The organism is Paenibacillus puerhi (assembly GCF_009846885.1).
Classification (GTDB): domain Bacteria; phylum Bacillota; class Bacilli; order Paenibacillales; family NBRC-103111; genus Paenibacillus_G; species Paenibacillus_G puerhi.
Genome location: NZ_WUWM01000002.1, coordinates 238,798 through 251,073 on the forward strand (window position 1 = coordinate 238,798; position 12,276 = coordinate 251,073).

Sequence of the window (12,276 nt, forward strand, 5' to 3'; positions counted from 1 at the left end):
ACTTTACCATCGCCATATAGGCTCATGCTATTTTTTGTTTGCAGATACGATCTTCTTGATTTTCTCAAGGGAGTTGGCCTGGGCAGTATCCACATCCTGCTTGCCCAGCAGCATCAGCTCGAACTCCGCCGAGTAGGCCTTGTTGATCTCTTCCGTGTAGGATACCGGCATCTGTCTGGTTATGGACTTAGAGTTATTCAAGGTTTCGAGCAGGGACTCCTTGTCGACCATCTCCGGGTTTTTGGAGGAATTGATCAAAGCATCCAACGCGGCCGCTGTATCTTCTTTCTTCCATGAGGATAAATATTTCTTCATCATCGGAATGCCCTCCGTCGTGAAGAAGCGCAGGAACTTGTAAGCCTCTTCCTTGTGCTTGGAGGTAGAAACGACCCCTACATAGTTCGCAGACATGATGGAATATCCGTTCGGATCCTCCTTCTTGTTTTTAGGCATCGGGGCGAATACCGTCTTGAAGCTGGCCGTAAATTCGCTGCCGCCGCCGACTTCGCCGATCATCCAGGATCCGATCGGCATCATGCTGGCTTGTTGATTGAAGTAAAGCGGACGATAGGTCAGCTTCTGGGAAATAATATCGGCATATGGCGTTGCCGACTTATCGATCAGCTCAGCTTGATGACGGATCTGGAGCGATTTCTTCACTCCGGGATTGTCCACATTCACGGTGTGGTCCGCAAGCACCAAGTCGTTTTTCTCCGGCTGATTCCACAGGCCAAGCATGAAGTAGTCCACCCAGTTATGGAAGTAAGTGCCGTAGCGCTTGGTGGCGCCCTCGCCCTTCGTCAGCTTTTTGGCATACTCCAGATACTCATCCCAGGTCCATTCCTTCGGAACCGGAAGATTCGCTTCGTCCAGATGAGCTTTGTTCAGGATGACGAACCATTGACGGAATGTTCCCGGGAAGCCGTAGTAGTTGTTATCGATCGAGGTATCGATTTTGTACGTATCGCCATAGTTGAGGCCTTCCTTCTTCATGAGCTCGTTGAGCGGCTCAAGCAAGCCGTTCGCTGCACGCTGGGCGTAGCTGCGGTCATCCGGAAGAAGAATGGCGTCCAGCTGTTCTCCCGAGGCGGAGAGCAGATCGATTTTTTTCACATTGTCCGCAGCGCTGGCTTCATTCAAGGGCACGAATTCAACCTGAATGCCCGGATTTTTCTCTTGGAACTTCGCAATGATCGGATCCAGGTCCTCTTTCTTAAAGGATATGCCGTCGGCATGGAACTTGATTTTGACCGGCTTGCCTTCTGCGCCTCCGTCAGCGGACGGCGTGCCGGAGCTTGGAGCCGGTTCTTGCGAGCAGCCTGCCGCAACGGATACGGCCAATACGAGACTTACGAAGGAAGACCATCTTAGTTTATTCATTCGTTTTCCCTCCAGATCGAGTTTGTATGCGCTTTATTATATTCAGACCACAAGCCGCCGCCGGTACAGAGTCGTCTATCCCTTCACTCCGCCAAGAGAAATACCGTCGATGACATGCTTCTGTCCTAGAACGAATACGATCAACAGCGGCACGATGGCGATGACCGAGCCGGCCATAATGAGCGAGTAAAATTCGCCGTAGGCGTCGGCAAACTTGCGGATGCCGATTTGCAGAGTCAGCAGATGCTCCGAACGCAGGAAGATGAGCGGATTCTGATAATCATTCCAGGTCCAGATGAATCTAAGTATAGCATAGGTGGCAATGGCCGGCCGGATCAGCGGAATGGCGACTGTCAGGAAAATCCTGGCATGGCCTGCGCCGTCGATTTTGGCCGCTTCCATATATTCCTTATTGATACCTAGGAAAAATTGCCTGAGCAGGAAGGTCCCAAGCACGCTGAAGCTGTTCAGAAGAATGAGTCCCGCATGGGTGTCGAACAGCTTGAGCTCCCGGTAAATAATGAACTGCGGAACAAGAATCGCCTGGCTTGGGATCATATACGTCGCCAGAACGATCAGGAAGGCGGCCTCCCGGCCCCTAAAGTCGATTTTCGCGAAGGCATACGCCGCCATGCAGGAGAAGAGCACGGAACATAAGGTCGTCAGCACCGTTACCTTGATGGAGTTCCAGTAAAAGAGGTAAAACGGGTATTTGCCCATCCATACTTCTTTATAGTTGTGCACCGCTTGCCCGTTCTTCGGAATCCATTCGATCGGATAAGTGAAGACGTCGGCCTCCGACTTGAACGAGGTGGACACCATCCAGACAAAGGGAAGCAGGAACGTCAGCCCGACAGCCAGCAGCAGGACGGTAGCAATCACCTTCCGTATATCCAGTTTTTCGAGAGTCATCGGCGGCACCTCCTAATAATTGACCCATTTGCGTTGGCCGTACCACTGAATGAGCGTGATGAGGAAAATCGTTGCGAACAGCACCAGCGCCATGGTCGAGGCGTAGCCCATTTTCAAATGAACGAAAGCTGTCTCGTATAAGTGAAAGACCACTACTGAGGTGGAATTCGCCGGACCGCCCCCGGTCAGCACCTGGATCACGTCGAATACCTTGAAGGTTCCGATCAGACCGGTAATCAGCAGGAAAAAGGTCGTCGGCGACAGCAGCGGCAGCGTGATATTCCAGAACTTCTGCGCCGGCCTCGCTCCGTCGATCTCGGCCGCCTCGTAAAGCTCCGGCGGAATGTTCTGAAGGCCCGCGATGTAAATAATGAGATTGTAGCCGATCGATACCCAGATCGTAATCATCATAATGGACGGAAGCGCAAAGTTGACATCCGCGAGCCACTTGGGCGGGTTCTCTATACCAAGCGACATCAGAAGATTGTTCACCGGACCGAAGGATGGATGGAAGAGCACCTGCCACACCATGGCTACAGCCACGATACTCGAAATATAGGGCATGAAGTAAATGACCTTGAACAAGTCTTTAAAGTACACATATTTATTGATCAGCACGGCAAGGAGCAGGGAAAAGGCCAACGTAGCCGGCACAACCAGCATAAAGATGACATTGTTCGTTAATGACTTCCAGAAGATATCGTCTGCAAGCAGCCGCTCAAAATTACGCAGGCCGATGAAATCGATGCGCTTAAAGCCGAGCAGAAAATTCCATTCCGTGAAGCTGAGAAAGAAGGAAGCCAGAATCGGCAGCAGCGTCATAATCGATACCCCGACCAGCATAGGGAAAATGAACGCATAACCATAGAGATTCTCAAACAGCCTGTTCTTATTGAATCGCCGCTTCTTGCGGATGGACATCGACGATGCGCCTGGTTCTGCCTGCGCTTGAGTATGCATGTGCAATGGTATCACCCCTTTCGTTGAAGCCGTCTTCGCGCCTTCCTATAGCTGTATTTCCCGGGATTCGGCTGCAGAGCGTACAATCCCCTCGATCAAGGCAACCGCCCGTTGCCCATCCTCCCCCGTGACGGCAGGCTCGCCGCCCTTCTCTAGAGCCTCCAAGAATTGGGCCAGCTGGAGCTTATGGAAGCGGCTCGGAATGTGAGAAGGATTGCTCACGCCAGCTCCTGTACCCGCTTCCGCTTGTTCTGGATCAGGCTCCGGCAGGCCGGGTACGTGCCACTCCGCGATCGATGCTCCCTCTAGGTGAATCGAGCCTCTCTCCCCATACAAGCGAAGGGTCGGCGGATAGCCCGGCTGGATACTGGTGGAGGACATGATCGTTCCATAGGCGCCACTAGCGAATTTCACCAGAGCGAGGCCGAGGTCCTCGGCTTCCATGCGATGGGTCTGAGTCGCGGTCATCCCCATGACGGAGCGGGCCGGACCTGCGAGCCAGAGCATGAGATCGATCGAATGAATACCCTGATTCATCAAGGCGCCTCCGTCCTCAAGTAAAGTCCCCCGCCAGTCAGCCGCATCGTAATACGCTTGGGTACGGTAGAAAGGGCATCGCACTTCTAGGAGCAGAAGCTTGCCGAGGACGCCTAAAGCTATCGCCCGGTGAACCGCTTGATGCTGCGGCTCGAACCGGCGCTGGGAGATCACCCCTAGCTTTAGCCCTCGCTCCTTGGCAAGCTGCGTCAGTTCGGCGGCCTCCGCCGAGGTCATGGCCATCGGCTTCTCCAGCAGCACATGCTTGCCCGCCAGCAGCGCCTCCCGGCCAATAGCAAAGTGGCTGCCGCTGCCTGTCGTGACGCAGACGATCTCGACCTCTGGATCGGCCAGCAGCTCCTCATACCGGGTCGTGCCGCTACAGCTGTAGGCTTGCGCCAGGCTCGCGACCTTCTCTTGGTTGCGCGAGCACACAGAGGCGAGTCTCGCGTTAGGCAGCGCCTCGATGGCCTGAATATGAAAGTCGGCTATCATGCCGAGCCCGACAACCCCGAAGCGATGTAGCTTCATACCGGCGGCTCCCTCCTCAACCAGTCGTCCAGAAATTCATAGGCCCATCTTCGGATTACATCCGGAAAGTCGTGACCAGACGTGCCGATAACCGCTTGGAATCGTTCTGGATATCCCAAATGAGCATACAGAGCTTGCAGTTCCTCCGCCGCCTCACCAATTTCCTTCCAATGCGGCATGTATCGATCCTGTTGGGCTATCCAGCAGAAGAATGGCACAGGTGCGGCTAACGCGGCGATCTCATGAAAGTCCAGGGTAAGACTCTGGCTGCTTAACGCGTCGGTTACCCGGGGGATATGGCTGAACCAGCTGCGTCTTCCCCAGCGGTTCGGCTCCGGGTCGCCGTAGAAGGTCGACAGTCCGCAGCTGACGGCCACAGCCTTCACGCGCGAATCGACCCCGGCCAGAAAGAACGCGTTGTATCCGCCCAGAGAATGTCCGATCGCGCCGATCCGTTCCGCATCCACCCCGGGCAGGCTGCAGAGCAGATCCACTCCCTGCAAGTGATCGGTCAGCATCTTGCCGACCGCCGACCATTCGGGGTGCTGCGCCTCGAACGAGGCCGTATGGAAGTACGGTTCCCCGCTTCGCCTTCGTTCACCGGCCGTGATCGTATCCGGAGCAAGTACGATATAGCCGCGTTCCACAAGCTCCAGCCCATACCTTCGACCGGGCCTTCCTGAGGCTACGGCTATGTCGTCCTTTCCGGTATCAATGGTAGGATGCAGGGCCAGGACGGCAGGCTTCGGCTCTGCGGCTTCATGAGGAACGAGCAAGTAGGCCATGACCTTATCGCCGTGCGCCGTATCGTATTCTAGATGATGCCGCGTATGCGTCTGCTCGGCGACGGAAGACAAGATGCGGTAGCGGACAGGCACCCTGGACGGCAGGCCGCCGATCAGCTCCAGCCACTTCAGGCGGATGATGTCCCGCTTCGCTTCCCATGGCGCTTGTGGAGTAAGTTCCGCCGTTAAAGGCGCAAGCTGTTGCAGGATCCTCACCCCCTTAGCTCCTCAAGGATACCGGCTTCCCGGTCAATCTGCTTTCATTCGCCGCTTCGATGAATCGGATGATCTCCCAGGTCTCGCTTATCGGCACCGAGGACCTGCCGGTCCGGAAGAACGGCATAATCTGTTCAAGCAGGCTCGCGTAATAAGGCTTCTTATGGGCGTTGACCTCCACCGAATGCGAGTCCTGCTCCCGATGGACCAAGGCGCCGAAGGTCATATTTCCGGTTCGGTTGCCGCGGATCGTGCCGATCCGGCCATCCTCCCACCGGCCTGTCACCACATCGTGAAGGGCTGTGGCGGTTGCCATGACCGTCACGCAGCCAGGGCCCAGGAAGGTATAAAGCATCTCTACACTGTGAATGCCGTACCAAAATAAACCTGGCTGCGTCGGCTGCAGCTCCATCGGCCCGTAGCAGTCGGCGCCGATGATTTTTCCGATGACGTTGACGTCAGCCGCTTCCTGGACACCCTCCGCATACCTCAAGGCCGAGCTGCTCATGATAGGTACGCCGTGCTTCTCCGCAAGACGGATGATCTCCCCGGCCTGCCCCGCATCGACCGTAAAGGGCTTATCGATGAACACCGGCTTGCCATAGGAAACAATCTGGCGGAATTGTTCCAGATGCACGCGTCCGTCGACCGACTCCAGCAGGATGGCATCGCTTCCCTCCGCCACTTCCTCCGGGGTGCTGACGATCTGCACGCCGTGCTTGCTGCGCAGCTCCTCCGTGAAGCCCTGTACGCGGGAGCGGCTCAGCTCGAAGTCGTCGGACCCGCCGGGATACGCAAGCACAACTTCCCCGCCGGGAACGTGATACGGATGACTGGAATTGTTCAACAGCTCCGTAAATGCCGTGGCATGGGAGGTATCCAAACCGATCACACCGATCCGCAATTTGCCCGTTGTCGTCATCTCTTCACCTATCGCTTTCTGTAGAAGTCGGCGACCTTGCGAATGCCCGCAATCATCTCCGTTATATCCTGCTCGGTGTAAAATTCATTGATCGGCAGCCGTATCGCAGTCTGCAGGATGCTCTCGGCCTCCGGACACAGCCCTCTTTCGTACGTTACGCCGGTCAGCTCGAACGGATAATGCGAGTTCCGATAGGCGGTGCGGTTCTGAAAGAGCGGCTGCATATAAACGACGTCCGGAATGTAGCCTTCCATATTAGGGATGCCCTCTGCCTCCAGCGCCTTGCAGAATTCCGTCCGGCTGCAGGTCAGCTCGCCCAGCTCCACGCGAAGCATATAGAACCAGTAGGTGCATGCATTCCCAGACTCCACATGATGCGGCTGAATACCGGGAAGGTTCTTGATCCCCTCCGTGACTCGATCGCCATGACGCCTCCTGCGCTCGCATATCGTCTCAAGCTTCTTCAGCTGAGCGATGCCTACGGCTCCCTGCAGCTCGGTCATGCGGTAATTCGGGGCCAGATAGTGCAAGTCGCGCTGAACGCTGCTGCCGAAGCGCTGATAATTTTTATCCGCAAAGGCATGCGTCACATGGTAATCGGCCTCCTCGCCGGAGTTGACCGTAACAAGCCCCCCGTCCCCTGTCGAGATATGCTTGAAGTCATTCGTGCTGAAGCAGCCGTAATCCCCGATAGTTCCAACCAGACGGCCCTTGTATCTCGTCAGATAGCTTTGAGCGCAATCCTCAATCACCTTCAGCTTGTGTTTGCGGGCAATCTCCATGATCGGGTCCATATCCGCGGGATTTCCCGCCAGATGGACGACTACGATTGCCTTCGTCCGTTCGGTAATCCGCGCTTCGATGGATTGCGGGTCCATATTGTACGTATGCGGGTCCAGGTCAGCAAACACAGGGATCGCATTTTGGTACAGGATGCCAATAAGCGTTCCTTGGTCGGTGATAGGGCTTGTGATCACCTCATCGCCTACCGTGATGCCTGCCGCGCCAAGCGCAACATGGATGGCTGCCGTCCCCGAGGAGGCGGCTACACTATAACGCACGCCGTACATGGCGTTGAAATCGGACAGAAACTGCTTAACCTTCCCACCGAAATGGTAGAAGAGCGTATTTTGATTCAGCGCCTCAACCAGCTCGGCTACCTCCTCCTCCCCAAACCGTTGACCCGTTCCGAATGGGGTTGTCTTCACCTTGCTGCCTCCGTGGATGGCGAGCTTTTCTTGATTCATCAGCATGCGGCTTCCTCCTTCATCGTATTAGTGAATATGCTTCCGGCACGGCACGCCGTACCGGTAACTCAACTTCTCCTCCGGCACGGCTTCAGCTTGCGAGAGAGGCACCCATACCACAACTTGCTCTGTCGCAGCGCCGCGCTCCACTTGTACCTGGTTATCCTCGTCAAGGCCGACGATGCGAATCGATCTGCGCGCCCGCGTCCAATCATTCACCTGCTTGGACGTCCAGAACGTATAGCCGCGCTGTCTTGCTTCGGTAATCACCTCTCGAAGGGCCTGCCTTACCGGCTCCAACCGGTGGATATGAATTTGGTGGAACAAGAAGTGGGCTACGCCCTGAGCCTCCGCCACCCGCTCCAGGAACGGCACGATGACCGAAGTATCGGATAAGCTCGGATGATTCAGATCCTGGGTGAGAAAGCCAAGCTCGAGCACATCATATCGGCGATTCTGCTCATCGAGCCACGCAACCGGGAAGTACGGATGACAGGTGCCGAACAGGAAACCCACATTGCCCCGCTTCGTAGGGCCTCGCGTCTGGTCCGTCTGAATGCCGTTCGCCTCGCACCAACGGAACAGCTCCCCCCAGCCTTCATACCGCGTATAGTGATTTTTATTGGAGGTTAATCCGCTTGTACCGGTTGCGGCTTCGGCCCACTTCCGTTGGCGGGTGAACTCCTCTGCACTCCAGATTCCATCTTCCTTCTCCAGTGCGTTGTAATGGAGCGCCAGCTCATGGCCCTCTGCTTTCACTCGTTGATACACCTCATCGGAGTAGCCCGGCTCGATCATGCACCAGGTGGACGAAGCCTTCAGCTCGTTCAAGACATCCAGTGTTGTCATGGCCGTTTCATCCAGGTTGAAGTCGCTGTCGAAGGAGATGACCGCCACCCTCTCCGTCCCTTCAGGCCAATAATCGACGAAGGGCAAGGTACAGCCGGCTTCTAGCGCGCATCGGACCAAGTGGGACAGTAGCACCTCGCGCCAGTAATCCGCCTGAGGATAAGCATAGTACGGCATCCCCGTCGCCGTCCGTTCCCGATCCCATGCCCAGTGCAGAGTAACTCCGTCATCTGCCTTCAGAATACCTTCATCGATATCCGCGGTTCCGTCCGGGCAAGGAATCCCGTCCTGCAACACAGGTCCGGCCCCCTGCTGCAGCTGCACCACCGTCGACGGAATGTCCACGGACCAGCGGTGAATGATGCCGCGTCCTACAGAAATGGACCGCAGCAGCGAACCGCCGTTCTCACCGCCGGGCGAGGAAACATGAAGCTCACCCCTGCCTGGAGACGCGCCCGACCAAGACTGCGCGGAGAGAAACCGCAAAGGGACCGGCACCTCGCCAAGCTCGGAAACCCGAGCATAGCCCGCTCCTATAGGCAGCTGCTGCCCGCAGCCAAGCCGCTTGGCCAGAGCCCCCAGTCCGCCGTAGGAAATGATCGTGCCCCCCGCTTCAGCAAAGCTCCAAAGGCGGTCTGCCGCATCAGCGGATTCCGGGACAACGGAAGCGATCAGGATATCCCAGTCGTTCGCGCGCAGCTGCTGCATACTTGTAAGTCTTTCGTAAGGCATCCCTGCATGCTCCAAAATCTCTTTAATATATAACTCGAACGCATTTCGACCGACGCTGTGCCACCGCCGGACCGTTGCTTCATCGATAAGTACCCCTACTTTTGCTAGTCTCATGAAGGTCACCTTCTTCTCGTTCCTTATTCGGTAATCCCATTCTACCGGACCCTCCCGCAGGCTCATAAGCCATATCGTTGACCTTTTTAGAAATTTTTTGACTTCCCCACAATATAAAAAGGCGCTGCCTCAAACGGTCATAACATGACCTTTAGAGAAAGCACCTTTTATTTGAATAGTGGCTTCATACCATTCCTATTCTATGTGTCACGCCCTACAGAGCCATCGAAACACCGGCCCGATAGGCAAAATCGCTGATGGTGACCATTCACTTGGTGGATGAGCTGCATTTTTTGACTTCGGCAGAGGCGGGCGAAATGCATTTACAGCGGAAAGCGACCGATCTGTCCGGGCTGCTGGCTGACTTGGCGGAACTTATCCGTCCTGAAGCCGAAGCGCGGGGCATTCGATTAAACCGTTCAGGCCGTATCGTCCCAATCGAAGCGGATATCGACGCTAAGCGGGTCAAACAAGTGATCCTGAATCGGGTGGCCAACACGCTTCGGCATACCCCTTCTGGCGGTGAAATTTCGATTCGTTTTTCTCCCGATGAAGATCCGGCATTTGTTGTCGTGACCGTACAGGTTACGGGACCGGGAATTCCGGCGGAAGCGATCCCGCATTTGTTCGATCGCTTTTACAAGGTAGATAAGTCAGAACGCAGCGGAGGAGCAGAATTTGTGGTTCATTTTCCTAGATGAATCATGTTGTTCAGCTGTAACGAAGAAAGAGGTTGATCCGTAAGAATCAACCTCTTTACTGCAAGAATTAATTGATTGTTGGAATCCTCCAAATAGGAGCTCCTGGCTTTGTTCCTTGATGTACTTATTCTTTATCGAACTGCTGTCTTAGCTTCTGGCTTAGATCAATATTACCTTGAGAGAACTTTCTAGTGTTGTTAAATTTGACTTCCATTTCCTTACTAAGTTCTGCTTGGTATGTGTCGAATCTTTCTAGGTATACGTTGTGCAGGTCTTTAAAATCTTCCCTTTCCTTCACGTTTGGAACTGGAGGCTTTTGGCGTTCCGGCATCCGTTGGATTCGCTGCTCTACTGGTAAAATTCCGAACGGTTTAGATGGCAGCGTTTGGTACCAATAGGCCGTTGTAGACCAATCGTCTGCTAAGTGATTGGCGTGTCCATGCTCCATGGTCACGCGAATGCTTTTTGAAAAGTAAACGGGATCCAGTACATGGAATCGGTACGACACTTGATATCCAGGCGCGTCATTCTCATGAACAATGGATCCGCAGAATGGAAATGAAACCTTCTGCATTCCCCAAGCATGGCCGAAGTAATCCTCTCCGCCTGTCCCAACAATACTCGGAATAGGTTCTCCATCTATAAAGAACATATCATCCCCTTCGCCCCACCAGGATTCTTCAAAATGAGCGACAGAGTGATTGCAGCCGATATAATGCCCTTGACCTTCTGCCTCCAAAATAACATAGTTGCCCTTCCCTTCAATATTAGGCACACTATTCACCTCAGGGGAATTCACCTGGATCTCAGGCGCCCAGCCATCACATGGATTTTCCCGATGCCATTGTGCATGGAAATATACTGTCTCCTCACTCAACGACTGTTTATACATTTCATAATCAATATAAAAGAATAAGCCAAAAGGCACATCATTTTCATTGATAATCTCAATTTTAGCTTTTTTATTAAACGGCATAGGCAAATAACAGTTAACCGAGGATACGCCGCCAAACTTGTACTCCTCACCTGGCTTCGCTGAAACTGTGAAAGGAAGAGATGAGAATGTACCCGGCATGGAATGTCCTATACAAAAGAAGTCCCCTAAGGGAGTAAGCACACTAGGATGAGCTTGGTCGTCCCAAGTCATCTTAATTAATACTTTGCGGTACCATGCCGGATCCGTCACCTCGTAAGAAACGCCAAGCGCATTATGAATCTCGAGCACAGATGCCACTTTAGAAACCTGCCGAGGGATCATGATGCTTGGCCCTAGCATTCTACGGCAAAATGAAGTCATCCACATATGCGTAATACAGCCCGGTCCTTCAATGTCCGCGAGTATTACTGTCTCTCCCGCAGGAATCATCCAGTAATCCTGATCGCGGCCAGTTTGATCCCAACTGGAAGCACGCGCAGAACGCGCATGCTTCGTTTTAGTTAAATTCCCCAAAAAATTAATAGAATCAATAGACATATTGAAACCTTCCCCTCTCTGTCTATACATCGTCAGTGAACTCTTGTTGAACCGGAACATTCACATCATCAACATTGATATGCCCCCAGCCGCCAGTAGCTTGATCCATCACCTGGATGTATAAGGTCTCCCCAATATGGGCTGATGCATTCCAGTTTCTTCTTGTGTAAGACTCACTGTCCTGACCCGTTACTTTAAATAAGACTTGATGGTCTGATGCACGGACTAAGGCAACATATAATTGATTACTATTTTGAACTCCTGCAACCAATAAGTCGATTTGTCCATCTCCGCCAAGTGGTATCTGAGTTCACATCCCCATCCGTAAAAGCATCCCCACTCACAACCGTCCAGCCGCTTAAATTACCCGCTTTAAAGTCGTGGTTTGCCAGCGATCCCGTAATCGGGCCAGGTGCTACAGGCACATTAAAATCATCTACATTCATGTGTGCAAAGTTACTGTACCTGCACCTTCGTTAAAGTTCCAATGAGCGACAGTACTTGCTGCGGCGCTCACTACGGAAGCAGTAGAGATCAAGGAGCTTAGTAACATTGAGCTTGTTAACAATAAAACTAGAGTACGCTTGAAGCAATTTACCAACATGGACACATCCTTTCACTTTTATTTTTTTTAGTTATAAAGTGCATGGTTGCTTATGTTAAATAAAATATCATCTCCTTAAAAAGTTACGTAATCGATTACGTAATAATTAAATAGAAGTATTAATTTCTGTTACAGATTTACCATCGATCCCCCAATTATCTGTAGATACTTCATCAATAATGACAACCGTTTGTTTAGGGTCTTTATCTAAAATACGAACTAGCAAATCCGTTACACCCTGAATGAGTTGAGATTTTTGATCGGCTGTTACGACGTCCTTCACAATACGAATATTTACAAATGGCATTGGTT

At 53.2% G+C, this 12,276-nt stretch carries 11 protein-coding genes; 1 reads left to right on the forward strand and 10 read right to left on the reverse strand.

Translation table 11 applies throughout. The features are described from left to right. Positions 1-27 precede the first annotated feature (27 nt). The 8 genes from GSF01_RS02800 to GSF01_RS02835 all read right to left on the reverse strand — a co-directional run bounded on the left by GSF01_RS02800 (position 28) and on the right by GSF01_RS02835 (position 9,185). The gene (locus GSF01_RS02800) at positions 28-1,380 is read right to left on the reverse strand and encodes an ABC transporter substrate-binding protein (protein WP_159881500.1); all 1,353 of its coding nucleotides are present in this window, start codon (positions 1,378-1,380) and stop codon (positions 28-30) included. Between the two features lie 75 nt (positions 1,381-1,455). Then, complete coding sequence (locus tag GSF01_RS02805) at positions 1,456-2,292, reverse strand: carbohydrate ABC transporter permease (protein WP_159881501.1); 837 nt, start codon at positions 2,290-2,292, stop codon at positions 1,456-1,458. A gap of 12 nt (positions 2,293-2,304) precedes the next feature. After that, a complete protein-coding gene (locus GSF01_RS02810) occupies positions 2,305-3,252 on the reverse strand; it encodes a carbohydrate ABC transporter permease (protein ID WP_159881502.1) in 948 nt (315 codons plus the stop codon). Between the two features lie 45 nt (positions 3,253-3,297). Further along, complete coding sequence (locus GSF01_RS02815; protein WP_159881503.1) at positions 3,298-4,320, reverse strand: Gfo/Idh/MocA family protein; 1,023 nt, start codon at positions 4,318-4,320, stop codon at positions 3,298-3,300. Beyond that, on the reverse strand, positions 4,317-5,321 hold the full coding sequence (locus GSF01_RS02820) for an alpha/beta hydrolase family protein (protein WP_159881504.1): 1,005 nt from the start codon (positions 5,319-5,321) through the stop codon (positions 4,317-4,319). Before GSF01_RS02820 ends, GSF01_RS02815 begins: the two co-directional genes overlap by 4 nt. A gap of 4 nt (positions 5,322-5,325) precedes the next feature. After that, positions 5,326-6,243, reverse strand: coding sequence for a Gfo/Idh/MocA family protein (locus GSF01_RS02825; protein ID WP_159881505.1), 918 nt, complete (start codon positions 6,241-6,243; stop codon positions 5,326-5,328). A gap of 8 nt (positions 6,244-6,251) precedes the next feature. Further along, positions 6,252-7,496 carry a DegT/DnrJ/EryC1/StrS family aminotransferase gene (locus GSF01_RS02830; RefSeq protein WP_235941233.1) on the reverse strand — a complete coding sequence of 415 codons (1,245 nt, stop codon included), beginning with the start codon at positions 7,494-7,496 and terminating at the stop codon, positions 6,252-6,254. Between the two features lie 21 nt (positions 7,497-7,517). Further along, positions 7,518-9,185, reverse strand: a complete 1,668-nt coding sequence (locus GSF01_RS02835) for a polysaccharide deacetylase family protein (RefSeq protein ID WP_159881506.1) — start codon at positions 9,183-9,185, stop codon at positions 7,518-7,520. 257 nt (positions 9,186-9,442) lie between these two features. Here GSF01_RS02835 and GSF01_RS02840 point away from each other — a divergent pair, with 257 nt between their 5' ends. Further along, entirely contained in the window at positions 9,443-9,886 is a 444-nt protein-coding gene (locus GSF01_RS02840) for a sensor histidine kinase (RefSeq protein ID WP_235941234.1), read from the forward strand. Between the two features lie 124 nt (positions 9,887-10,010). Here the strand turns inward: GSF01_RS02840 and GSF01_RS02845 are convergent, their stop codons facing one another. Together GSF01_RS02845 and GSF01_RS02850 are read right to left on the reverse strand one after the other, a co-directional pair. Then, complete coding sequence (locus tag GSF01_RS02845; protein ID WP_159881507.1) at positions 10,011-11,360, reverse strand: glycoside hydrolase family 172 protein; 1,350 nt, start codon at positions 11,358-11,360, stop codon at positions 10,011-10,013. A gap of 710 nt (positions 11,361-12,070) precedes the next feature. Further along, entirely contained in the window at positions 12,071-12,271 is a 201-nt protein-coding gene (locus tag GSF01_RS02850) for a 2-hydroxymuconate tautomerase family protein (protein ID WP_159881508.1), read from the reverse strand. Between the last annotated feature and the right edge of the window lie 5 nt (positions 12,272-12,276).